This is a genomic window from Streptomyces sp. NPDC088147, from assembly GCF_044741565.1.
Classification (GTDB): Bacteria; Actinomycetota; Actinomycetes; order Streptomycetales; family Streptomycetaceae; genus Streptomyces.
In genome coordinates, this window is the sequence record NZ_JBIUSY010000001.1 from 1,423,895 (window position 1) to 1,448,402 (window position 24,508).

Consider the following 24,508-nt stretch of genomic DNA (forward strand, 5'->3'; position numbering starts at 1 on the left):
CGGGCCCGGTGTCCTACGAGGCGTGCAGGGCCAGCGTCGGGGACATCTTCGACGCGCGGACCGCCGGATAGAGCCCGGCGATCGTGCCGATCACCAGCGTCGCTCCGAAGCCGCCCGCCATCGCCCAGGGAGGTATCGTCCACGGCATCCCGGAAGCGTGGGCGTAGATATAGGTGGCCAGCGCCCCGAGGACGACCCCGGCCAGGCCGCCCAGGCCGGACAGCATCAGCGATTCGGTGACGAACTGAAGCCGTATCTGGCCGCGTGTGGCGCCGAACGACCTCCGCAGGCCGATCTCGTGTTTCCGCTCCAGTACGGAGATGATCATGGTGTTGGCGATACCGACCCCGCCAACCAGCAGCGCGACCCCGCCGAGCCCGAGCAGCAGGCTGGAGAAGGCTCCCTCGGAAGCGGTCTTGGCCTTGAGGGCGGCCGACGGGTCGGAGACGTCTATCTCGTGCGGGGCTTCGGGGTTGACGGTGCGGGGCAGCAACTCCCTCACCTGCTCGACCCTGTTGTCGGCCGAGCGTTCGTAGAGTGACGTCGGGTGGCCGTCGAATCCGAGCAGTTTCTGTGCGGCCTCCCAGCCCACCAGCGCGGTGTTGTCGATCTCGGGTGCGAGCGGCAGTGGCCGGAGGATGCCGAGGACCGTGTAGTACTCGTCGCCCACGCGGATCCGCTGTCCGGCCTCGGTGATCCCGAGGCGTTCGGCCGCGGCGAATCCGAGGACGACGGAGGGATAGGAACCGGTGGCGCCGTTCAACCAGGTGCCCGTCGCCATGGAGCCGCGCAGTGTGTTCTTGAGACCCTCGGTGGCGGCGTTGACCTGGATGCCTCCGGTCTGTTCCTTGGGGATGTGCTCGGAGCGGTAGACCTTGGCGCCGTTGACACCGCCGGTCGCGGCGACGTGTTCCACACCGTCGATCCGGCTGACCATCCGCAGCGCGCCCTTGGGGAGCTTGACCTCCTCGTCGCTGAAGAACGACTGGCCCGGCGTGACGACCAGCATGTTGGTGCCGAGCCGGTCCAGGTCCCGCATGAGTTTGGCCTTGCTGGACGCGGAGATGCCGACCACGGCGATCATCGTCGCGATCCCGATGGCGATGCCCAGTGCGGAAAGGACGACGCGTACGGGCCGGCCGCGCAGTCCCGCCGAACCGACCTGCGCGACGTCCCGGAGACCGAGCCGGGAGGGGACGAGCCTTCGGCCGCGGCGGCTCGTCATCGCACACCTGCCGGAATGTCGCGCACGGTGTCCTCGACGACCCGTCCGTCGCGGATACGGACCTGGCGCGGCAGCGCGTCGGCCAGTTCGCGGTCGTGGGTGATGACGGCGATCGTCGCGCCGTCCGCGTTCAGCTCGTGCAGCAGCTCCATCACGGCGTCTCCGGACGCGGAGTCCAGTGCCCCGGTCGGTTCGTCGGCCAGCAGCAGTTCCGGTTCCCCGGCCACCGCCCGCGCGATGGCCACGCGCTGCTGCTGTCCTCCGGAGAGGGCGTGCGGCCGGTGGCTCATCCGGTCCGCGAGACCCACGCGTTCCAGGGCGGTCGCCGCGCGGCGGCGGCGTTCGGCGGGGGGCAGGCCGGAGTAGCGCAGTCCTTCGGCGACATTGCCCAGCGCGGTGGCGCTGGGCACCAGATGGAACGCCTGGAAGATGAAGCCGATGTGGCGGGCGCGCAGGGCGGACAGCTGCCGGTCGCGCAGCCGCCCCACGTCATGGCCCGCGATGCCGACCGTACCGGCCGTGGGCCGGTCGAGGGTGCCGAGGATGTGCAGGAGCGTGGACTTGCCCGAACCGGACGGGCCGACGATGGCGAGCAGTTCACCGGCCCGGATGCTCAGGTCCACACCTCCCAGCGCCGTCACACCGCCCGGATACTCCTTGGTCACACCGCGCAGTTCGGCGACCGGCTCGGCGGACCGCAGGGGGGAGACGGTCATGCCGGGACCCCCACTTTCATGCCCGCGCGCAGGCCCCCGCCCGACACCTCGACACGGCCGTTGGCGAAGATGCCGAGTTCCACTCTCACGTCCCGTGCGGTGCCGCCCTCCACCACCCGGACGCCGAAGCCACCCCCCTCCACGGCCAGCAGCGCTTCCACCGGTACGGACAGGACGTCCTCGCGCCGTTCGCCGGTGAGGAACACGGTGACCGGTGCCTTGTCGACACCGGCGACCTTGTCCGGCTCGTCGAACTCCACCGTCACCTTGATCACCGGCTCCTTGTCCGAGGACTGCTCGTCCGTGCGCGCGGTGCGGCCGATGGAGCTGATCCGGCCCTTGGCGGTGGATCCGTCGGGCAGCTCGACCTTGACGGCGTCACCCGAGGTGTACTTTCCGGCCTTCGCCACCTCCAGGTCGAACTGCACCACCCGCTCGGAGCTGGTCGTGCTCAGTACGGGCGCGCCGGGCGCGACGCGCGCACCGACCGACGCGTCGGCGTTCTGTACGCGGACGGCGGCGGGCGCGAAGGCGACAGCGTCCGGCCCGATCTTCCCGGTCCGCTTCAGGCCGTGGCTCTTCTGCCAGGCCTTGACACCCCGCACGGTTCCCTTGGTGAACTCGTCGTCGGCGGCGAGACCGGACCCGAAGCCGAGTGCGATGAGGTTCTCCTTGAGCTGGCGCACATCGTCCCCCTCATCACCCAGCTCCAGCACCCGGTAGGCGGGGGTCTGGCCGTACATGAGGAACACGGGAGACCCGTCGATCTCGTACAGCCTGCCGTCACGCGCGATGGTCCGGCCCCCACCCGGCAGCCAGGTGACGACTCCCTGCCTCTCGGTGGTGATCTTGCGCTCGGCCGAGAACCCGAGGGTGCCCTTGGCCTTGTCCGAGGTGACCAGATCGCCCTTGGTGACACCGGCGGTGGCCGTGGGGACGGAGAGCCGCTCCGCCTCCGGCCGTGAACCGGAATCGCCGGGCATCGTGACGACCGCCGCTCCCCCCACCGCGACCAGTGCCGTCGCTCCCAGGGTGAGCAGGAACTTCTTGTGTTTCATACGGGGTGCCTCTCCTCGCCCGGGTGTGCGTCAGCCGACCTTCGCCGCGCAGACCTTGTCGGCGGCGGCGAACGCGGCCTGGTCGCCCTGCGGGAGTTTCTGGGCCTGGATCCCTCCGTTCCCGAACTCCGGATCCGGGAAGTCGAGGCCCTCCTTGCGCATGCACTCGGCGTAGTCCAGCGCCTTGTCCTTCATCTCCTGTGAGATCCCGGCACCGGCGCCCTTACCGCCCATGACGTCACAGTCCTTCACGGCCTGGGCGAGTTCCTCCTGCGACAGCGTCCCGGGGTTGATCTGCGCCAGATCGCCCTTCCGCGCCGGCTCCGTGATCTCCGCGCCCTTCTCGCGCAGGCAGTCGTTGGCCTTGGACCGCTTGTCGCCGCCCGAGCCCTGGCTGTTACCGCCACCGGACGAGCCCTGGCTGTCGGAGCCGCCGGAGCATCCGGTGAGGAACAGCGCGAGCGCCGTTACCGCGCAGGCCGTGGCCAGCTGGATCTTCTTCGTCTGCATGATCTGCCTCCTGGGCGAACGAGTGCTCTGAGCGTCTTGGTGGGGAGACAGTGACAGCGGTGTGTGTTTCATCGCTTTCACCGAAGCTGTAACACCCGTGAAAGGTGGTCTTCGGGTACACAGGGATCCATGCGCGTGCTTGTTGTGGAGGACGAGGAGTTCCTCGCCGAGATGATCGCGGAGGGGCTGCGTCAGAACGCCTTCGCCGTCGATGTGGCGGGCGACGGCCCGGAGGCGGTGCGACGTCTGACCTTCGGCGCGTACGACGTGATCGTCCTGGACCGCGATCTGCCCGGACTGTCCGGCGACGAGGTGTGCCGGCAGGTCGTCGAGCGCGGGCTCCTCACCCGCGTCCTGATGCTGACCGCGTCCGGTACGGTGCACGACCGGGTGGAGGGCCTCGCCCTGGGGGCGGACGACTATCTGTCCAAGCCCTTCGCGTACGAGGAACTGGTGGCCCGCGTCCTGGCCCTGGGCCGCCGCTCCAACCCCATGCTGCCTCCCGTGATCCGGCGCGCGGGCATCGTGCTCGACACCTCCGCCCGCCGGGCACGACGCGACGGCCGCCCGCTGCGGCTGTCCCTGAAGGAGTTCGCCGTGCTGGAAACACTCCTGCGCGCGTGCGGGAGTGTGGTCAGCAGTGACGATCTCGTCGAGCAGGTGTGGGAGGAGGAGATCAGCTACCGCACGAACGCGGTACGGGTCACCCTCAGCCGGCTCCGGACGAAGCTCGGCCCGCCCGATGTGATCGACACCGTGCCGGGTGCCGGATACCGCATCGCGACGGAGGACGACCGGTGACCGGCACCGGCCCGTCGTCCCACAGCACCGGACGGAGCGCGAGACATTTGTGGTCGCCGACACTGGGCAGCGAACGCGCCCGCCTCACCGCGTTGTGCACCATGATGCTTCTTCTGGCCGGAGGCGGTCTCATCGCGCTGATCTACGTGTTGCTGGGGCAGGGGCTGTACTCCAGCATCGGCGGACTGGTGACAGCGGTGACGAGGCTCCCCTCGACAGAGATCGAGGGCACTCCCGGACCTGAGCGGGAACGGCTGGACGCCCCCGGCGCCACGCCCACTCCCGGGCCGACGCTGGAGGCGAGCCCGGGGCCCGGCACCGGCACCGGCGTCGAAAGGACCAAGATCCTCGGCGAGGCGCAGTCCACCCAGTTCATCGACGACATCCGGTCCGCCGCCCTCAACGACCTGCTCATCGTCTCCCTGATCGCCCTCGTCGCGTTCGCCGCCGCGGCGGTCGCCGTCGCCTGGTGGATGGCCGGCCGCGTACTGCGTCCCGTACGCCATGTCACCGAGACCGCGCGGCTTCTCTCCGCCACGAACCTCCACGAACGCATCGGCCTGCGCGCACCTCCCGGCGAGCTGAAGGTGCTCGCCGACACCTTCGACGAGATGCTCGACCGCATACAGCAACTCGTCAACGCCCAGCAGAGGTTCGCCGCCAACGCCGCACACGAACTGCGCACACCCCTGACCCTCCAGCGGGCCGCCGCCGAGATCGGTCTCGCCGGGGATCCGGGCCCCCAGCAGGTGGCCCGGATCCGCACCAAGCTCATCGAGACCGCCGAGCACCAGGGACATCTGATCGAGGGCCTGCTGCTCCTCGCCGCGTCCGAGCAGGGCATGCGACGCCAGGAGCCGGTCGACCTGCACACGGTCGCGCACGGCGTGGTCCTCGCGGCGGGCCCCGAGGCGGCCGACCACGACGTGACACCGGATCTCGATCTCCAGCCCCTGCGGACCACGGGCGACCCCGTGCTGCTCGAACGGCTGACACACAACCTGGTGAGCAACGCGATACGTCACAACCACCCGGGCGGCAGTGTCAGCGTCCGCACCGGCGACGGTTTCCTGGAAGTGAGCAACACCGGACAGGTGATCCCCGCCCCGACCGTCCCGCTGCTCTTCGAGCCTTTCCGCCGCATCGAGGAACGCCGCCACGCCCCGGGCGAGGGGGTCGGCCTCGGTCTCTCCATCGTCGCCGCCATCGCCCGCGCCCACGGCGCCACGGCCGAGGCGACGGCCAACCCCGGGGGCGGCCTCACGATCCGTGTGCGCTTCGCGTGCGACGAGCCGCCCGGCAGATCCTGACGGACGCGGTGCGGATGATGATCCGGCTCCGGACGGTGCTCACGGGGCCGGTGGTCGCAGGGCCGGTGGTGGTCACGGGGACGGTGCCAGGTAGTAGCCGACACCGGTCATCGTGTGCAGCAGGGCCGGTTCACCCAGCTTGCGCCGCAGGGTGGAGACCGTGACGCGTACGGAGTTGGTGAACGGGTCCGCGTGCTCGTCCCACGCCTTCTCCAGCAGCGTCTCCGCGCTGATGACCCCGCCCCCGGCCGCCGTCAGGAGATGCAGCACCGCGAACTCCTTACGGGTCAGCCGCAGATACCGGCCCTCCCGGTACGCCTCACGACGGAACGGATCCAGCCGCAGCCCCGCGTACTCCAGAACCGGCGGCGGCGGAGTCCCCGCCCGCCGCTGAAGCGCCCGCAGCCGCGCCACCAGCTCCGGAAAATCGAACGGCTTCGGCAGATAATCGTCCGCGCCCAGCCGCAGCCCGCCCACCCGGTCATCCAGCGAAGCAGCCGCCGTCAGCATCAGCACCCGCACCGACCGGTACTCCTCCACCACCCGCCGGCACACCTCATCGCCATGCACCCCCGGCAGATCCCGGTCCAGCACCACCACGTCATAGTCATGGCAGGCCAGATTCTCCAACGCCCGTCCACCATCGGTCACCAGATCCACCGCCATCGCCTCACGGCGCAGCCCCGCCACCAGAGCCCGCCCCATCAGCGGCTCGTCCTCCACGACGAGTACGCGCACGTCTCCGTCCTCCTCCGCCGGCGGCACGGTCGGGGGCGTACGCGCGGCTCGTAGCGCTGGATACACTCCGGCGATCCCGCCGGTCACCACTGTCGCGGCGATCCCCCCGACCGGCGCCGCGAGCGGAATCGCGGTCGGCCGAGTCTGATGAAGAGCGTATCCGGCGGTCACGGCCGCGCCAAGCGCCGCCCGGCCCGCAACGCGGAGCGCCGGCGGACGGCCGGCCCCGGCGTGTGCTTTCACTTCTGAATCCACACGCTTGCACAAATGACAATTGGGTGGTTTTCGGCCGTTGACGTGACCAAAAGCGGCCGATTTACTCCCTGTCATGCCGCTGTGGAGCACTCGCCGGCAGTGGTACGCGACACCGCACCCGGGGTGACGCGGGGCACCGACACGACCGCCGCGCCCCGGTGCCGCTCGCCCTCCACGCGCCCTCCGCGCTCCCGCCCCCACAGGAAGCCGTATGCCGCCAACCTTCGACCTGCTTGTCATCGGGGACGCCAACCCGCAAGTCATCCTCGATCCGCTCGACGCACCGCTCGCCTTCGGCCGGCGCGAACAGCTCGTCGACGGCGGCATCCTCGCTCTCGGCGGGTCTGCGGCCGTCACCGCCTGCGGCGCCGCCCGGCTGGGGCTGCGGGTGGCCTTCGCCGGCCGTGTCGGTGACGACGACGCCGGCGCCTACGTCCGCGACCGGCTCGCGGCACACGGTGTGAACATCAACGCGCTGCGCGTGGACGACACACTGCCCACGCCGCTCACCGTGGTCGTGACGCGGGGAGGCGACCGGGCCACGGTCACCGCGCCCGGCGTACTGGCCGCCACCACCGGGTACGACGTGCCCGAACGGCTGCTGACCACGTCGGGGCATGTCCACACCGCCTCCTTCTTCCTGATGCCGAAGCTGGCGGCGGATCTGCCGCAGCTGTTCTGGGCCGCGCAGGCGGCCGGTGTGACGACCTCGCTCGACACCAACGACGATCCCTCGGGCGGCTGGGATCACACCGCGCTCGCGCCCGTCCTCGCCGGTACCGACCTCCTGCTGCCCGACGCGTACGAGGCGGGCCGGCTGGCCCGCACCGACGGCGTCTGTGTCGGGACGGCGGCGGAACTCCTCGCGCGGCAAGGCCCGTTGGTCGCCGTCAAGAACGGGGCGGAGGGTGCTCTGTGCCATGACGGCGACACACTGCTCGCCACGACCGGGATCCGTGTGACATCGCGGGACTCCATCGGCGCGGGCGACAGCTTCAACGCCGGATTCATCGCCGCCCGGCTGGCGGGCCGGCCGCCGGCCGACGCGCTCGGCATCGCGGCGGTCTGCGGTGCGCTGTCGACCCGGGGCCGCGGCGGCGCCACCGCACAGCCCACCTGGACAGAAGCCCTGGCCCACCTCACCGCTCGCTGAGCGGTGCTCCCCGCCGCCCGACCTCCCCAGGGGGAACCATGTCCCACACCAGCGACGAGATCGCCACCCAGCCGGAGTGCTGGGCCCGGGTGGTGCGCGAACTGCCGCTCCACGCACCGGCGTTGCCCGCCCCGGGCGAGCGGGTCGCGGTTATCGGCTGCGGTACCTCGCTGTTCATGGCCCAGGCCTACGCGCGGCTGCGCGAAGGCGCCGGTCATGGCACCACCGACATCTATCCGGCGTCCGAGGCGAAGCTGCTCCGGCCCTACGACCGGATCCTCGCCCTGAGCCGGTCGGGCACCACCACCGAGGTCCTGTCGGCGCTCAAGGGCGCCGGAGCCGGGGCGCGTATCACCACGGTCACGGCCGTCGCCGACTCCCCGGCGGCGGCCCTGGCCCATGACGTGATCTGCCTGGACTACGCCGACGAACGGTCCGTGGTGCAGACACGGTTCCCCACCACCGAACTGATGCTGCTGCGTGCCCATCTCGGCCTGCCCACCACTCGCGCGTTCGCCGATGTGGCCACCGCGCTCAGCGCGCCGCTGCCCGGTGAGCTGGTCCGGGCCGGCCAGATCACCTTCCTCGGTGCCGACTGGAGCATGGGCATCGCCCACGAGGCGGCACTGAAGGTGCGCGGGACCGCGGCCCACTGGACGGAGTCGTACTCCGCCATGGAGTACCGGCACGGCCCCATGGCCGTGGCCCGCCGGGGCCGGGCCGTGTGGAGCCTCGCCCCCGTGCCGGACTCGCTCGCCCGCCGGGTCGCGGCCACCGGGGCGTACGTACGCCGCCCGCGGCTGGACCCGCTGGCCGAACTGGTCCTGGCGCAACGGCTCGCGGTGCGTCTCGCCGAGGCCACCGGCCGGGATCCCGACCGGCCCGCCCATCTCGCGCGCTCGGTCATTCTCGACCCCCTCGGCTGAACCCCCGAACCCCCTCCCCCGGTCAGGACGTGTCTCATGCCCCTCACTCCCACACAGCTGGTCCTCGACGCCGCGCCGCTCGCGGCGTGCGCCTTCAACGTCGTGCTCATCGAGCAGCTCGAAGCGGTCGTCGACGGCGCCGAGCGTGCCGGGCTGCCGGTGATCGCGCAGGTCAGCGAGAACGCCGTGGCCTACCGCGGCGCGCTCGCGCCGCTGGCCGCGGCGGCCCGCGCCGCCGCCGACGCCGCGCGGGTACCCGTGGCGCTCCACCTGGACCATGCCACCCGGGTCGAACTCGTCGAGGAGGCCGTGGCGTGCGGCTTCACCTCCGTCATGTACGACGGGGCGCGGCTGCCCTGGGAACGGAACGTGGCCCTCACCCGGGAGGTCGCCCGGTGGTGTCATGAACGCGGTGTGTTCGTCGAGGCGGAGCTGGGTGAGATCGGCGGGAAGAACGGCGCGCACGCGCCGGGTGTCCGCACCGATCCGGCCGAGGCGGCGCGGTTCGTCGCCGATACCGGGGTCGACGCCCTGGCCGTCGCGGTCGGCACGTCCCATCAGATGACCGAGCGGACCGCCGCGGTCGATCTGGACCTCGTCCGCGCGCTGCACACCGCCGTACCGGTGCCGCTGGTGCTGCACGGCTCGTCAGGGGCCGACGACGCGACCCTCGCGGGGGCCGTGCGCGCCGGAATGAAGAAGATCAATATGTCGACCCATCTCAACACGGTCTTCACGGGGGCGGTTCGGGAGTCGCTCGGCACCGGGCCCGCCGTGGTGGACCCGCGCCGCTATCTCGGTCCGGCCCGCGAGGCCATGGCCGTCGAGGTGGCCCGTCTGCTGCGACGGCTCAGCGCCGACGCGTCCTGAACCCTGCCCACGGGCCACTGAGCCGCGGCCGACGCGGCTGACGCGGCTGACGACCGCTCAGCCGCACCCGCCGGCCGCGCCGAATCCGTACGCGCGGCCGGCCTCCTCATGCCTGCTCGCCGTCCCGCACGAGGAAGCCACGCCGCTGCTGGTCGCGGAAGCCACTGGGCGAAAGCCCCACCCTGCGGTTGAAGACGCGGGTGAAGTAGGCGGGATCGTCGTAGCCGACGCGACGCGCGATGGACGAGACCGGCAGATCTGTCGTCGCCAGCATCTCCTTGGCCCTGCCGAGACGGATCGTCATCACGAAGTCCTTCGGTGTGGAGCCGGCCAGGCGCCGTACCACCTCGCGCAGTTCGGCGACCGACACGCCCAGACGCCTCGCGTGCTCGGCGATCGAGACGGCCAGACAGGCGTCACGCGTCAGGCCGGAGAGCACCATTCCGTACCGTGAGGACTCGTCGGCCCGCTCCCGGCGAAGGGCGAGCAGGACCTCGTGGACGAGCGCCGACGTCTCGGTCTCCAGGTACGGGCTTCCCCTGCGGCACGCCTGGGCCACCCGGCTGATGGCGCGTACCGCGGGCTCGGCGTTCGTCAGGGCCGAGACCGGTGTGTCGGTCTCGATGAAGCCGAGCGCCTCGTACGCCTCGGCGGCCTGACCGGTGAAGTCGATGAACCACTCGGTCCATCCCGGGTCGTTGACCCCGTAGTGGTGCACCACGTGGGGGCGGAGCCAGAGCACCGCCGGCGCCACCACGGCGATGGCGGGCCCGTCCGCCGTACGGAACCAGCCGGAGCCCCGGGAGACGACGACGGCGACGTGGTGCGGGAGCGTACGAGGGCCCACCGTGGGCAGCCGGCCGTCCTGGTGGCCCACACCGAGACACATCAGACCGAGCCTGCGGTGCGTGGGGCTGGGCGTGAGGTAGTGCATCCATTGCAGGTACGGCAGTGCCACGGCAGTCCCCTTTGCCCGATCCATGTGCGGCCGGGGTACGTCGTCGTGGTCCCGGCAGGTGCGATCCCGAACGGTTCCGCACGGGGGCTTCGGCGAACGTAAGGTTTCGTCCCTCGACCGCACCGGATTCATCACAGCACTTCGCCCCGCCGGTCGACTGACCGGCGGGGCGAAGGCTCGGGCGTCAGCCGCAGCGGAACATCGCGTCACCCCAGGCGCTGTGATCGCTGGAGTTGCCGTCTCCTCCGTCCGTGGTGACGAGCTTGACCTCCTTGGCGCCACCGAGTTCGAGGTCGAGATCGATGGTCTTGGTGGTGCGGTTCACCAGAGGGCTGGTGTAGAGCGTCGTGCCGTCGGCGATCACGGAGAACCCCACGGTGCCGTAACCGGACTTGTCGTCCAGACCGATTCTGGCCGTGAACCTGGAGCAGCCGCCGCCGAGGTCGTAGACCGCCTCCGAGGGCGCGTGCGCGCCCAGGCCCTTCTCGTAGACGTCGCCGTTGATCCGGATGGCGTCGCCGTCGTTGGCCTTGTCCTCGCCGATGGCGTGGTCGCGCTCGACGGGCCCCCAGGCGCTGGACGCGCTCTTCCAGGCGAGGTCGCTCGCGTAGACGTCGGCCTTGGGCGAGGTGACGTAGTCACGGGACGAGAGGGCGAACACATGGAGATTCGCCTCGGTCGGCAGGGTGAGGGACCTGACCGTCTTGCCCGGGTCGAGCGGCACACTGTTGTAGAAGACGGTGGAGTCGCCGTTCTGCGGGCCGTCGGGCGCGTTCCTCACCTTCGTCGTGGCGACCGCGCGCGCTCCGTAGGCGCCTCGGTCCGTGGACGTCCAGGCGGGCAGGCCGAGTTGGGCCGTCGACGTGGTCCCGTCGGTGTACCGGACGACCAGGTCTCCGGCCGCTCCGGCGGTGGCCGTACCCAGCACGCCGAGCACGCCCTTGGCGGTGGTCCGTATCGTCTGTCCCCTGGCCGTGACGTTGTCCTTCTCGCCGGGCCGTGTGTCCGGCCAGGTGAACTCCATGTTGTCCACGGTCTTCTTGCCACCGGGGGTGAGACCCGCCGCCGCCAGAGCGGAACGGTCGAAACTGCGGCCCGTGTCGTCGAGTCCGCCCTCGCCGGCGGTGGCGGTGTCGGTCGTACCGACGTTGTCGAACGCCTCGGTCAGTCCCGGATGGACGACGGGGACATCGGCTTCGGCGCTCGTCCGCAGCTTCGCCCCGTTCCAGGTGTACGAGGCATCCGTGCGCACCACACCGTTCTTGGCGTTCTCCGCGGGCGTGACCCGGTAGGTGACGGTGCTCTTCCCGTGCGCCGGAACGCTGTCGATCGTGGTGGGCGTGCCGGCGGTGGCCTGCCAGCCCTCGGGGACCGTCAGATCGACCTTCACACCGGTCATCGGCTCACCACTGCGGTTCTCGACGGTGACCGTGGCCTCCGTGGCTCCCCCGGGGGCCACCTCGTCGGGCGCGAAGGACACCGAGGTCGGCGCGCCGCACTCGGAGCCCGCGGCCTTGCCGAGGTCTTCCACCACGAGGTTGTCGAAGGACATCGACGGGGGGAAGTCGCCGCCCTTGCCTTCGGAGATCTGGCTCAGTGCGAGATTCACCCCGGCGCAGCCGCCGGTGGTGAACGTCAGGTCCGCGCTCCGGACCGGAGCCGGGCCCTGGGGCGGCAGGGAGTCCGTCCAGCCCGACGGCTTGGGGTCACCGGCCGGGGGCGGGCTGTCCAGCGACCGGTCGGTGGTGGCCCGCAGCGGCTCGGTGAGCACCGGCTTGTCGCCGGAGCGTACGAGGAACTCGAAGGTGTCGGCGCTGTCCGCCGCGTAGTCGAAACGTACGCGGTAGGCGCGGTCCGGCTGGAAGCGCATGCTGCCCGGCCAGGTCTGGAGCTTCACTCCGGTGTTCTTCTCGGCGATCTTCAGGGAGAACGAGTCCCGCAGCGCGTCCCGCGTGTAGCCGGGGTTGGCCTCGGCCAGATGGATTCCGGCCTCGCCCTCCTGCGTCTGGATGAAGGGGCCGAACCCCTGGTCCACGGCCTCGAAGTTCTCGGTGAACGGAGTGGGAGAGGCCCCGTCGGTACGGACGATCCGTACGTCGGTGAACGCGGTGGAGCCCTCCCCCGGGCCCGCCGACAGCTTCACGTCCGCGCGCCCGTCCTCGCCGACGGTGAAGACGACCTTGAGCTTCTGGTAGGGCATGCCCGACAGATGGCTGTCCGCGTCCTTCAACGCCGGGGGTGTGGTGTCGATCCAGGTCTCCCTGCCGTTGACCCGCAGTGCGGCGCGCCGGCCCGGTGCGGTCGTCGTCCATACGGCGGCCGTGTAGGTGCCGGCGGCCAGCTTGTCGCTCCGCTGGGTGGCCTGGCCGGTGCCGGAGAGGCGCAGCTCGGGCCAGCCGCGGCCGTCGCGCTCGACCTTGGCGTTGGTGCCCGTCCAGCCCGTCAGATCACCGCTGGTGAAGGAGGGGTTGGCCAGAGGGCCGCCCTCGCCGAAGGTCACCTTCCGGAGGGTCTGCTTCTCCTTCGGCGGGACCAGCAGGTAGGGGGTCCTGGCCTCGGCCGTGAGCTTGACCGTACCGTCGCGGACCTCGACCTTGCCGAGGCTCTTCCGGCCCGTGTCGCCGAGCCGGTACAGGTCGTAGCTGCCGTTCTGTTGCCAGGAAGGGGGCACCTTCCAGCTGGTGGTGCCGCCGTCCGCGTTCCAGTGGTACGCCTTCTCGGACTTCTCGGACGCCGACGCGGGCCACGGCAGCAGGTAGGCGTCGCCGTCGAGTACGGTGCGCCCGTCCTGTGTGTAGCGGACCTTGCCGTCGACCTTGGCGGTCGTGACGCCGCCGGACAGGCCGATCTTGTCGTCGGACCAGTTGGTGATCTCGAAGTTCTGCAGATACTTGGTGGGCAGGTTCCGTGAGTAGACGGTCTCCAGCCACCGGTTGACGTCGTGTTCGCCGTGCCAGTCGCCTATGCCGTCACTGTTCACACCGCCCAGGAGTTCGTTGCCCTTCTGCACCCAGGCGTCCGTGAACCCGTTGTAGACGAAGCGGAGGATGTCGCTGTTGACGCCGTTGTCGGGGTAGTCGGCGGACTGGTGGTACCAGGTGACGTAGGGCCAGAGATACGACGGCCACTCGGTGTGCAGGGCCAGGCCGTTGTCGTTGTAGTTCTTGGCGAGCTTCCAGGCGTCCCAGTCCTCGCCGAAGAAGGCGTCGTTGTAGACGAAGTCGAGGCCGGGGACCTCCTTCTTCAGCTGCTTCACACGCTCGGCGTGCGGTCCTGAGAGGTCCTTGGACTTGTTGAAACAGTAGTGTGCGTCCGACCAGAAATAACACGGCTTGGTGGAGTCGAGACGGTCCCAGCGGAACGCCTTGGACTCCAGCAGCTGGCCCTCCTGCGAGACATGCACGCCGATCTTGGCCCCGTACTCGCCGGCGCTGTCCGCCAGTGTGTTGAGGTCCTTGAGGCCGCCCGCGCGGTTGTTGTAGTGGCCGGCGTAGTCGGGGTGGGAGGAGTCGTGGCCCTCGCCTCCGTACCCCTTGAGCTGGATCGACTGGCCGAGACCGTCGGTGGCGAGGTATCCCTTCTTCACATTGTCGAGTGCGCGCAGGAAGGGGTTCTGAGCGCCGCTCATGAAGTTCATGGAGATGTAGCTCACGGGTGTGCTGGCGACGTCCTCGCCGCCCTTGGGCTTCGGGGCGATCTTCCGGTAGGCGATCGCGCCGTCCTGCCAGTCGACCCGGCCGTCGTCATTGCTTTCACCGGTCACCGCGACCTTCAGCGCGGGCGGGACGACCTTCTCGCCGTCGGGGCCCCGGTAGGTCCAGGTGTTGCTCCACACGCCGGAGCGCTTGTCGGCGCCGGTGCCGGTGGTCTGACGCAGCAGCGGCCCGAAGGTACTGATGGAGGAGGACCAGACGGCCGCCGCGGCGCGCGCGGAGTTGACGATGGCCACATTGGTCTTCCGCGGTGTCTCGTCGGTCTTGGCGTCGGAGACGGGCTGATACGTGTCCCACTTGTCTCCGGCGCCCTGATAGGTGCTCCGGGTCTGGACCGAGGTGAGCTGCTCGCCGGGCTTGCCGGAGACAATGGACTGGTCCGGGATCGCGAGCGTGGTGACCTTGGCGCTGCCGCGTTCCTCGATGTCGGTGACCTCGAACGTCAGCACACCGCCGGCGACGGAGAGCCGGGCGACGACCGTCAGGTCCAGCTCGTCCACCGTCATCCGGTAGTCGATCCGGTCCGCGGCGGGTGTCGCCTTCACCGCGGGCGTGTACTCCTTGCCGTTGATCTGCAATCGGTCGATGGCCCGGGACTGGCCGTCGAGTTGTGCTCCGTCGCGCGTCAGGTAGCCGATGACGCGGGGGAAGTCCGGGTCCACCTCGACGGCCAGCTCGGGCGAGCTGATCGTGACCGCCGATGACACGGACGCGGCCGATACGGCCGGCTCGGCGGCGGGGGCCGGTGGGGCCCCCAGACCGCCGACGGCGACCGCCATCGCGATGATGACAGGGATGCGTCTCACGTGCTTGCTCCGCAAGGTTGTAGGGACTGTTCGACGTGGTAGGGACTGATCGGCAGGGGTACGAGCGGGGGCGCTACGCCTTCACGGCTCCGTCGGCGAGGCCCGAGCGCCAGTAGCGGTTGAGCCCGAGGAAGGCCACGATCAGCGGGAGTACGGAGATCAGCGAACCCGTGATCGTCAGGTGGTAGAAGGTCTGGTTCTGCGCGCTGTTCCAGAAGAAGAGCCCGAGCGTGGCCGGCCACAGGCTGTTGTCCGCGAGCATGACCAGGGGCAGGAAGAAGTTGTTCCAGATGGCCACGAACTGGAACAGGAAGATCGTGACCAGCGCGGGCGACATGAGCCGCAGTCCGACCGTCCAGAACGCCCGTATCTCACCGGAGCCGTCCACCCGCGTCGCGTCGAGCAGTTCGTCGGGGACGGAGTCCGCCGCGTACACCTTGGCGAGATACACACCGAAGGGGCTGACCACGCTCGGGATGAACACGGCCCAGAAGGTGTTGTCGAGACTGACCGAGGAGGCCAGCAGGTACTGGGGAAGCGCGAGAAGCGGCGCCGGGATGAGGAGTGCGGCGACGATGACGGTGAAGAGGCCGGAGCTGCCGCGGAAGGGAAGCTTGGCGAGGGCGAAGCCCGCCGCCGCGGCCAGGAGTGTTCCGGCCAGGGCGCCACCGCCCGCGTAGAGCAGGCTGTTGAGCAGCCACCGGCCGAACACACCGTCCTGCCAGGTGAAGACCTGTCGTATGTTCTCGGGCAGGGAGAACTGGTCGGAGAACCAGAAGGCGTTGCTGTCGAACAGCGCGGAGCTGGTTTTGGTCGACGACACCGCCAGCCACCAGACCGGCAACAGGAAGTAGACGCCGACGACGAACATCCCGAAGGTGGCGATGACCTGGCCGGGCAGCGACGCGCGCTTCATCGTGCCCTCCGTTCCGTGAGCTTGAAGAAGAGGAAGGACAGCACGCAGGTCGTCAGCGCCAGCAGTACGGCGATGGCCGCGGCGTAGTGGTAGTCATTGGCGCCGAAGGCGGCCTGGTAGGCGGCCATCGCGGGCGTGTAGGTGCTGGTCACGTTGGTGGTGATGGTCCGTATGACGGACGGTTCGTTGAACAGCTGGAGCGAGCCGATGAGCGAGAAGAGCCCGGTCAGCACGATGGCGGGCCTGACCAGCGGAATCTTGATGCTGAGGTTGACGCGCAGGGGGGAGGCGCCGTCCATGCGGGCGGCCTCGTACAGCTCCCGGGGCACCGCCTGGAGCGCCGTGTAGATGATGATCATGTTGTAGCCCGTCCATGACCAGGTGACCACGTTGGCCGTGGACCACAACACGGTGCCCGGAGCGAGGAAGTCGATGTCGAGCGCGACGCGCAACGGGCTGAAGGACGGCAGGTAGAGAAAGGCCCACAGGATCGCCGCGATGACGCCGGGGACCGCGTAGGGCAGGAAGAACGCGAGCTTGAAGAAGCCCGCGAACCGGACGACCGCGCTGTCCAGCAACAGCGCGAGCAGCAGGGCGAGACCGAGCATGACGGGCACCTGCACGACCCCGAACAGGAGCACCCGTCCGACGCCCGAGATGACCGCGTCGTCCGTCAGGACACGGCCGTAGTTGTCGAGCCCGGCGAACACCCGCTCAGGAGCTTCCAGGCCAAGACCCGAGCGTTCCTGGCGGAACAGGCTCTGGTACAGGGCGAATCCGATAGGCAGGACGTATACCCAGGTGAAGAGTGCGAGGAACGGTACGAGCAGCAGCACGCCCGCCCGGGTTCGGGACCGGCGCACACCCGGTCTCGCGGCGGGCGCCGGAGCCTTGCCGATTCCGGTACCTGTCCCCTGCCGGGCCGGCGGCGGGTCTGTCGCCCGTTCGCCGGCCGTCGTGTGTTCTGTGGCCACCACCATGAGACTCCTTCCAGGCCAGGTGGGAAGGCGGAGCGCGGGGTGCGGAACCCCGCGTCCGCCGGTGTCAGTCGGCGATCGACAGGCCCTTGGCCCGGTAATCGGCGACGACCTTGTCCTGGACCAGGTCGAGGGTGCCGGAGAACGAGGACCCGTCGCCGACGGCCTTGCCGAAGGCGTCCTGGAAGGTGGTGGCGGCCTGGGTCATCACGGGTCCCCACTTCCAGTCGGGATCGGTCCGCGCGGCGGCCTCGTTGAACACGTCATAGATCTTCTGGCCGCCGAAGTACTTCACCGGCTTGTTGGCCTCGGGGAGATCCCGCCCGCGCGTCGCCGCCGGATAGATCCCGGTGACGGTGATGAGGTTGGCGAGGCTCTTGGGGTCGGTGCTCATCCATGTGGCGAACTCCGCCGCCTCCTTGGCGTTCTCGCACCCCTTGACCACGGCCGTGGTCGAGCCGCCCTCGTTGCCCGCGGCCTTGCCGCCCTTCTCCCACTGGGGCATCGGCGCGACCGCCCACTTTCCGGCGCTGTCCTTGGCGTTCTCCGTCAGCACTCCGGCCATCCACACCGCGCCGATGGCGGCGGCCGTCTTGCCACTGGACAGGCCCTTGAGCCACTCCGGGCTCCACGGGGTCTCGGTGGTCACCAGCTTGCGGTCGACGAGGTCCTGCCAGTAGTCGGCCACCTTCTTGCTCTCGGCGCCGTCGAAGCCCACCTTCCACGAGTCGCCGGTGGTACGGAACCACTGCCCGCCGGCCTGGCTCACCAGCCCGCCGAACCAGTAGCTCTCCGTGGAGAAGTTCGTGAGCGCGTACGAGGAATCGGCCTTGCGGAGCTTCTCCGCCGCCGTCGTGAACTCCGCCCAGGTGGTGGGCGGTGCGATGCCGAACTTCGCGAACACGTCCTTGCGGTAGAACAGCGCCTGCGGGCCCACATCGACCGGAATGCCGACCACCTGGTCACCGTAGGAGACCTGATTCCAGGCGAAGTCGGAGAACTCCCCCGCCGCGTCGCCGACATGGGGGGCGATGTTCTCCAACGCGCCCTCCGCCAGGAACGTCGGCACGGACTCGAAGCCCACCTGTGCCAGACACGGCGCGTTGCCCGCCTTGACGGCGGAGAACATCTTCTCGTATCCGCCCTTGGCCCCCGCCGGGATGGTCTTGAACGAGACCTTGACGTCCGGGTGAGTGGCGTTCCACAGCGCGGCCGACTTCTCGTAACCCGGCGCCCAGCCCCAGAACTCCAGCGTCTTCTTCCCTCCGGCGCCGCCACCGCCGTCGCCGCCGGACGCGCTGCCGCCGCCGCATCCGCTGATCAGCGCCATTCCGAGGAGCGCCGCTGTCGCGCCCGTGAACCGCTTACCCATGGAATTACCTCTCCTGCAAGTGATGCCGGTTACCGTGGCGTGATTTCGACGCCGGAACCATGGACAAACGTCCGGGATCGCTTGCACTTACGTCGGGAGAAGCGCCGGGCCGTCTCTCGTGCGAAAAAGGCGGGAGGGTGCCACGGAACCGTGACACCCTCCCGCCGCTGTCGAGCGGTGAAGCCGGGCGTGCCGCGGGTTTTCCTAACGGCCGCTGCCCGCCTTGGTGGTGTAGGTCACCGGGTTGTAATTCTGGCTGGGGCTGCACTTTCCGTTGCCCTGGGCGCAGTCGGCACGGCCGAAGGTGTATTCGCGGCCACCGTTGAGGTGTTCGTCGTTCGCGTCGATGACGCGGATGGTGTACGACGTCTTCGCCGGGGAGTTCGCGTCGATGGTGTAGCGCTGGCCGTTGTCGCCGTTCATCTCCGCGCGCCGCCATGTGGAGCCGTCGAAGTACTCGACGCCGTGAATTCCGTTGGGCAGATTGCTGATGATCAGCGGGGCATAGTACCGCTCGGCCCCTTCGGCGAAGGCGAGCTTGATATCGCCCTGGTAGTTCGGGGCCGGAATGAACGACCATTCGATCTTGCGGTTGTTCCAGGCTCCCGCGCCGATCAGATCACCGGCCGGTTTTCCATCGGGCATCGTGAACTTCCCGACCCCGTACCGCGAGACATCGAGGTGGTTCCTGTCGGACCGGCACCATTCATTGCCGTCGCCGCAGCTGTCCGTGACGACCGCGTTGAGGGTCGCCCCGTTGTACTTGTCGGGCTTCCAGGTGCCGCCCCGGCAAATCCCTTCTCCCGCCGCGCCTCCGTTGGCCACGCTACAGAAGTCGCTGAGTTTGATCTGCACCCAGCGACCGCAGTTGAGGCCGTTGTCGTACATGCCCTTGATCGTGGACTTGTCCGCCGGAATGGGCCGTGGCGAAGGGTTGCCGGCGAAATCGTTCGGCATGTCCCACACATTGAGCGCCACGAAGTTCTTGCTCTCGATCTCAGCCGGCGGAACGCCACAGGCACCGCCCGCGTCACCCACCTTGTCGAACCAGGTACCGACACCCGCATAGGTATCCGTCACCGCCGCCGACGCGGGCATGACGACTCCCACGGCAGCCGCCGAGCCCAGTACGAGCAGGGAAAGCAGCCCCAGCACAGGGGCCTTGAACTTCTTCCTCGGATAAGGGAATGCCATCACAGCAACCTTCCGTAAGGTAAAGGGGTGCGGACCGGAAAAAAGACCTCGCCGGTCATGGCTCGCGGGATTGTGGGGGTTGAGCCGGTTCACGTAACTGACACGCTGGTTGCGAAACGCGCGAGTTGTCCGGGGAAAGGGTAGTGGGAGTGCTCCCACGGGCAGAACGCTAAAGGAGCCATTCACCGGATGACAAGCGATCCCCGTGCCTCTCATTCCAATTGCCCAACTGCTCACGCGCACTGTGCGGTTGACGTGCCGAACGGGCCCCCCGTCGTTCGCCGGAGAGGAAACGGACGGCGGCCATGGCCTCGCCTCCGTCGCCGCCCGGCCCGGTGCGTGAACCCCGGGGTGCGGGATGGAATGTGCGCGTCTCTCACGACCAGGCGGAACAGCGGCGTCAAGCCGCCGTCAAGGTCACCCGGGAGAGCGTCAGAAGGTCGTCAGGGATGCGTCGAGGGGGTGTGCGAGGGAGCCCACAACCGCTTCGGTGAGGCAAGTGATCGGCTTCGCCGAAACGGTGGACGGAACACCCTGGTGGACGGAACACCCACGCCGGAGGAAACCCCGGCGGGCCCTCCGGCCGGCCACGACGGACTCGGAGCGCGACGGACCCGGACCCCGACGGACCCGGACCGCGAGGGACCCGGACCCCGACGGACCCGGACCGCGACCCACTCCGACAAAGAAGAGACGAGAAGATGGCACGCGGCAGACTCCGGATCTACCTCGGTGCGGCACCGGGCGTGGGCAAGACCTACGCGATGCTGTCCGAGGCCCACCGCCGTACCGAGCGGGGCACGGACTGCGTAGTGGCGTTCGTGGAGCATCACAACCGGCCGCGCACCGAGGTCATGCTCCAGGGCCTGGAGGAGATCCCGCGCAGGGAACTGGAGTACCGCGGCACCGTCTTCACCGAGATGGACGTCGACGCCGTCCTCGCCCGGCACCCCCAAGTGGCCCTGGTCGACGAGCTTCCGCACACGAACATCCCCGGCTCGCGCAACACCAAGCGCTGGCAGGACGTCGAAGAGCTGCTGGCCGCCGGCATCGATGTGATCTCGACCGTCAACATCCAGCATCTGGAGTCACTCGGCGACGTCGTCGAGTCGATCACCGGCATCCGGCAGCAGGAGACCGTGCCGGACGAGGTGGTGCGGCGCGCGGCCCAGATCGAGCTGGTCGACATGTCCCCGCCCGCGCTGCGGCGCCGGATGGCGCACGGCAACATCTACCGGCCCGACAAGGTCGACGCGGCCCTGTCGAACTACTTCCGCCCCGGGAACCTCACCGCGCTCCGGGAGTTGGCGCTGCTGTGGGTCGCCGACCGGGTGGACGAGTATCTGAACGAGTACCGCAGCGCACACCACGTGTCCAGGATCTGGGGCTCGCGGGAGCGGATCGTGGTCGGGCTGACCGGTGGCCCGGAGGGGCGGACGCTGATCCGCCGGGCGGTACGTCTCGCGGAGAAGGGCGCGGGCGGCGAGGTGCTGGCCGTCCACATCGCGAAGAGCGACGGGCTGGCCTCCGCCTCGCCGAAGGAACTGGCCGTGCAGCGCGCCCTGGTGGAGGACTTGGGCGGCACCTTCCACCAGGTCGTCGGCGACGACGTCTCCTCGGCCCTGCTGGAGTTCGCGCGCGGGGTGAACGCCACCCAGACCGTCCTCGGGGTGTCCCGGCGCAACGGGTGGCGGTACGTCTTCGGGCCGGGCGTCGGCGCGACGGTGGCGCGCGATTCCGGCCGCGATCTGGACGTCCACCTCGTGACCCACGACGAAGCCGGTAAGGGGCGCGGACTGCCGGCCGTACGGGGCGCCCGGCTCGGCCGGTCCCGCACCATCTGGGGCTGGCTGGCCGGCATCGGCGGCCCCGTACTGCTCACCCTGCTGCTCACCCACGTCGACCCGCAGCTCGGCCTCGCCAACGACATGCTGCTGTTCCTGACACTGACCGTGGCCGCGGCCCTGCTGGGCGGCCTGCCGCCGGCGCTCGCCTCGGCCGCGTTCGGATCGCTGCTCCTCAACTGGTACTTCACCCCGCCGGTGCACCGCCTCACGATCGCCGACCCGGAGAACATCCTCGCGTTGATCATCTTCGTGGCCGTGGCGGTGTCCGTCGCCTCGGTGGTGGACCTGGCCGCCCGCCGAACCCAGCAGGCGGCGCGGCTGCGTGCCGAGTCGGAGATCCTTTCCTTCCTCGCGGGCAGCGTGCTGCGTGGCGAAACCAGTCTTGACGCGCTGCTGGAGCGGGTCCGGGAGACGTTCGGCATGGAATCGGTGGCGCTCCTGGAACGCGAGAGCGACCTCTCCCCCTGGACCTGTGCGGGCAGCGTGCACAGCGAGAGCGGCGCGGGCAGCGGGAGCAGTACGGGCAGCAGGGGCGGCGCGGGCAGCGGGAGCGGTGGTGCGGGACCGCGCCGGGTGGTCGGCCGCCCGGAGGACGCGGATGTGGACGTACCGGTCGGCGACCACATGGCGCTGGCGCTGTCGGGCCGGGTCCTGCCCGCCTCGGATCGCCGCGTACTGGCCGCCTTCGCCGCGCAGGCCGCCGTGGTCCTGGACCGCAGGCGGCTCCAGCACGAGGCCAGCCGGGCGAAGGAGCTGGCGGAGGGCAACCGCATCCGCACCGCGCTGCTCGCCGCCGTGAGCCACGACCTGCGCACCCCGCTGTCCGGGATCAAGGCCGCGGTCTCGTCCCTCCGGTCGGACGACGTGGAATGGTCCGCGGAGGACCGGGCCGAACTCCTCGCGGCGATCGAGGGCGGTACCGACCGTCTCGGTCACCTCGTGGACAACCTCCTCGACATGTCCCGCATCCAGACGGGCACGGTCACCCCGCTCATCCGCGAGATCGATCTCGACGAGGTCGTCCCCGCGGCGCTCGGCGGCATCCCGGCCCCGGAAGTGAACGTCGTCCTGGAGATTCCCGAGACGCTGCCCATGGTGGCCACCGACAAGGGGCTGCTGGAACGGGTGGTCGCCAACATCGTGGAGAACGCCGTCCATCACAGCCCCGCCGGCGAGCCGGTCAGGGTCTCGGCCAGTGCCCTCGCCGATCGCGTGCACCTCCGTGTCGTCGACCGCGGTCCCGGCGTCCCCGACGAGGCCAAGAACCGCGTCTTCGCGCCCTTCCAGCGCCACGGCGACGCCCCGCGCGGCAACGGTGTGGGCCTGGGCCTCGCGGTCGCGCGCGGCTTCGCCGAGGCCATGGGCGGCACACTCGAAGCCGAGGACACCCCCGGCGGCGGCCTCACGATGGTGCTCACACTCCCCGCGGCTCCCGGCCGGCCCGCCCCCTGCCGCGATCTGCCGGCCACGACGGCGGGATAACCCGCCGCGCGCGGGCCCGTCAAGCGCGGGCCCGCCGCGTCCACACGCGCCCCGGGGCACGGGTGTCCCCCGCCCGCCCGTCCGGTGTCAGCACCGCTATCAAGCCACCTGTCGGCAGGCTCGCCGGGGATTGCGGTTTTTCACGTTCAAAGAACGTTGCATACGGTGTACAAAATACTTCGTACACCAACCCCGCGCGCCTCATCCAACGCTCGGCTGTCCCAAGGACGTTGGCGCGCACGCTCCCGCACGCTCTCGCACGTTCACGCGCGCACGCCCGCGTCCGCCGCGGCGCCGGCAACACCCGGCCACACCCGGCCACACCTGACTGAGGGAGGTACTCATGATGATTCCGTCCGCGAAGCGGTGGCACAGGATCCGCGAACGGGCCGGTATGCCGCTCCTGGGAGGCGTCCGCCCACCCATAGCGGTCCTCGCGGCACTGCTCCTCGTGCTGTCCGGCCTCACCGCCCTGGGCTTAGGCAGGACCGCCCCGGGACTGAGCGACGCGGAGGCGCTCCCCGAGGCGGTACGGCTCTCACAACAGCACTTCGCCGAGGACGGCGCGATCGCGCTCCGCGCCTCACTGGACGAATCGATCACCGACCTGGAGCGGACCGCGTCCCTCTTCAACGCGGGCGGCCCGGTCACCGCCGACACCGTCCTCGACAAGCTCGGCAGCGTCTACCAGAAGTGGCGCGGTTCGTCCGTCGTCGAGATCCAGTCCGGCAAACTGCTCGCCGCGCGCGGCGAGAACGTACCGCTCCTCGCCATCGACCTGGAGAGCCTCTCCGACGAGGGCGGTCTCGCCCCCCGGCTGATCCGGCTGGAGAACGGTGAGACCCGGCTGCTCATCCTCGCCCTGCTGTCCTGGGACGGTCTGCCCCAGCAACTGCTGATCACCTCCAACAGCCTGAACGTTCCCGGGGTCAGCCTCGGCAAGTTCCGGGCGATCGCCGTGGCCGACGCGGGCGGTACGGTCCTCAGCAGCGACGGCCCGCAGACGCCCGAGGAGGACGACGCGGACACCCCCGACGTGGGGGTGGGGCGGACCGAGGAGCAACTCCGTGTCTTGGCGGAGCGCTCCGCCGGGACAGCCGGGCAGAACCCCCTCACCACAAGGGAACCCGGCTCGGGCGGCTACCCCGGGGTCAGCGGATCCACGACCGGCTCCACGCTGATCGGCGGCGAGCGTCCGGTCGCGGGGTACGCGGCACTCGCGGCGCCCGAGACGGGCGGGAGCACCGACGCCACGGGACTCGGCCTCTTCGTGATCACCATGGTGACCGTCCCCGAGAACACCAGCCGGACCGGCGACCCGCTGTTCGGCCTCTGGTCCGCCGCCGCGCTGCTCGTCACCGGGGCGCTCGCGGTGGCCCTGCTGCTCGGTACGGTCCAGCGCCCGCTGCTCCGGCTCGTCGTGGAGAGCCGCCGCCTCACCCGCGGGGATCTCACCCGGCCGGTGACCGTGCCCCGGTTCGGCGAGACGCGCCGGGTCGGCGACGCGCTGGAACGGCTCCGGCTCCAGCTGCCCGGCGGCCCCACACCCGGCGGCGGAACGGGCGCACGTACGGGTACGGGCGCACGTACGGGTACGGGTACGGGTACGGGTACGGGTACGGGTACGGGTACGGGTACGGGTACGGGTACGGGTACGGGTACGGGTACGGGTACGGGTACG

The 24,508-nt window shown here is 69.9% G+C and carries 17 protein-coding genes and 1 pseudogene; 7 read left to right on the forward strand and 11 right to left on the reverse strand.

What is annotated here, in order from left to right; genetic code table 11:
• Positions 1 to 13 precede the first annotated feature (13 nt).
• From ACIOGX_RS05305 to ACIOGX_RS05320, 4 genes are read right to left on the reverse strand one after another with little or no spacing between them, the layout of a single operon-like run.
• Complete coding sequence (locus tag ACIOGX_RS05305; RefSeq protein WP_401760099.1) at positions 14 to 1,225, reverse strand: ABC transporter permease; 1,212 nt, start codon at positions 1,223 to 1,225, stop codon at positions 14 to 16.
• Positions 1,222 to 1,941, reverse strand: coding sequence for an ABC transporter ATP-binding protein (locus ACIOGX_RS05310; protein WP_401760102.1), 720 nt, complete (start codon positions 1,939 to 1,941; stop codon positions 1,222 to 1,224). The genes ACIOGX_RS05305 and ACIOGX_RS05310 overlap by 4 nt, the downstream gene beginning before the upstream one ends.
• Positions 1,938 to 2,999 carry a peptidoglycan-binding protein gene (locus ACIOGX_RS05315; RefSeq protein ID WP_401910451.1) on the reverse strand — a complete coding sequence of 354 codons (1,062 nt, stop codon included), beginning with the start codon at positions 2,997 to 2,999 and terminating at the stop codon, positions 1,938 to 1,940. Before ACIOGX_RS05315 ends, ACIOGX_RS05310 begins: the two co-directional genes overlap by 4 nt.
• 30 nt (positions 3,000 to 3,029) lie before the next feature.
• Positions 3,030 to 3,509, reverse strand: a complete 480-nt coding sequence (locus tag ACIOGX_RS05320; RefSeq protein WP_401910454.1) for a hypothetical protein — start codon at positions 3,507 to 3,509, stop codon at positions 3,030 to 3,032.
• 129 nt (positions 3,510 to 3,638) lie between these two features.
• Here ACIOGX_RS05320 and ACIOGX_RS05325 point away from each other — a divergent pair, with 129 nt between their 5' ends.
• The gene (locus ACIOGX_RS05325) at positions 3,639 to 4,310 is read left to right on the forward strand and encodes a response regulator transcription factor (protein WP_401910457.1); all 672 of its coding nucleotides are present in this window, start codon (positions 3,639 to 3,641) and stop codon (positions 4,308 to 4,310) included.
• Between the two features lie 101 nt (positions 4,311 to 4,411).
• Positions 4,412 to 5,620 carry a sensor histidine kinase gene (locus tag ACIOGX_RS05330; RefSeq protein ID WP_401910460.1) on the forward strand — a complete coding sequence of 403 codons (1,209 nt, stop codon included), beginning with the start codon at positions 4,412 to 4,414 and terminating at the stop codon, positions 5,618 to 5,620.
• Positions 5,621 to 5,692: 72 nt separating this feature from the next.
• Here ACIOGX_RS05330 and ACIOGX_RS05335 read toward each other — a convergent pair whose 3' ends face one another.
• Positions 5,693 to 6,358 (reverse strand): response regulator transcription factor, encoded by a 666-nt coding sequence (locus ACIOGX_RS05335; RefSeq protein WP_401910462.1) that lies wholly within the window; start codon positions 6,356 to 6,358, stop codon positions 5,693 to 5,695.
• 466 nt (positions 6,359 to 6,824) lie between these two features.
• On the opposite strand from ACIOGX_RS05335, the gene ACIOGX_RS05340 reads away from it, so the two are divergent.
• From ACIOGX_RS05340 to ACIOGX_RS05350, 3 genes are read left to right on the forward strand one after another with little or no spacing between them, the layout of a single operon-like run.
• Complete coding sequence (locus ACIOGX_RS05340; protein WP_356509932.1) at positions 6,825 to 7,766, forward strand: carbohydrate kinase family protein; 942 nt, start codon at positions 6,825 to 6,827, stop codon at positions 7,764 to 7,766.
• A gap of 38 nt (positions 7,767 to 7,804) precedes the next feature.
• Positions 7,805 to 8,692 (forward strand): SIS domain-containing protein, encoded by an 888-nt coding sequence (locus ACIOGX_RS05345; protein WP_401766683.1) that lies wholly within the window; start codon positions 7,805 to 7,807, stop codon positions 8,690 to 8,692.
• A gap of 36 nt (positions 8,693 to 8,728) precedes the next feature.
• Positions 8,729 to 9,562, forward strand: coding sequence for a class II fructose-bisphosphate aldolase (locus tag ACIOGX_RS05350; RefSeq protein ID WP_401910466.1), 834 nt, complete (start codon positions 8,729 to 8,731; stop codon positions 9,560 to 9,562).
• A gap of 106 nt (positions 9,563 to 9,668) precedes the next feature.
• Here the strand turns inward: ACIOGX_RS05350 and ACIOGX_RS05355 are convergent, their stop codons facing one another.
• The 6 genes from ACIOGX_RS05355 to ACIOGX_RS05380 form a co-directional block, all read right to left on the reverse strand.
• Positions 9,669 to 10,520: a helix-turn-helix domain-containing protein gene (locus tag ACIOGX_RS05355; RefSeq protein ID WP_401766677.1), complete on the reverse strand. Its 852-nt coding sequence runs from the start codon at positions 10,518 to 10,520 to the stop codon at positions 9,669 to 9,671.
• A gap of 184 nt (positions 10,521 to 10,704) precedes the next feature.
• Positions 10,705 to 15,039, reverse strand: a complete 4,335-nt coding sequence (locus tag ACIOGX_RS05360; RefSeq protein WP_401910469.1) for an endo-alpha-N-acetylgalactosaminidase family protein — start codon at positions 15,037 to 15,039, stop codon at positions 10,705 to 10,707.
• 73 nt (positions 15,040 to 15,112) lie between these two features.
• Positions 15,113 to 15,955, reverse strand: a complete 843-nt coding sequence (locus ACIOGX_RS05365) for a carbohydrate ABC transporter permease (RefSeq protein WP_401910472.1) — start codon at positions 15,953 to 15,955, stop codon at positions 15,113 to 15,115.
• A complete protein-coding gene (locus tag ACIOGX_RS05370) occupies positions 15,952 to 16,929 on the reverse strand; it encodes a carbohydrate ABC transporter permease (protein ID WP_401766672.1) in 978 nt (325 codons plus the stop codon). The genes ACIOGX_RS05365 and ACIOGX_RS05370 overlap by 4 nt, the downstream gene beginning before the upstream one ends.
• Positions 16,930 to 16,999: 70 nt before the next feature.
• Positions 17,000 to 18,304 carry an ABC transporter substrate-binding protein gene (locus tag ACIOGX_RS05375; RefSeq protein ID WP_401766669.1) on the reverse strand — a complete coding sequence of 435 codons (1,305 nt, stop codon included), beginning with the start codon at positions 18,302 to 18,304 and terminating at the stop codon, positions 17,000 to 17,002.
• 204 nt (positions 18,305 to 18,508) lie between these two features.
• Complete coding sequence (locus tag ACIOGX_RS05380) at positions 18,509 to 19,498, reverse strand: cellulose-binding protein (RefSeq protein WP_401910476.1); 990 nt, start codon at positions 19,496 to 19,498, stop codon at positions 18,509 to 18,511.
• Between the two features lie 701 nt (positions 19,499 to 20,199).
• Between ACIOGX_RS05380 and ACIOGX_RS05385 the strand changes: the two genes are divergently transcribed.
• Positions 20,200 to 22,827 (forward strand): ATP-binding protein, encoded by a 2,628-nt coding sequence (locus tag ACIOGX_RS05385; protein ID WP_401910478.1) that lies wholly within the window; start codon positions 20,200 to 20,202, stop codon positions 22,825 to 22,827.
• Between the two features lie 343 nt (positions 22,828 to 23,170).
• A pseudogene (locus tag ACIOGX_RS05390) lies at positions 23,171 to 24,508 on the forward strand (HAMP domain-containing protein); the annotation flags it as partial.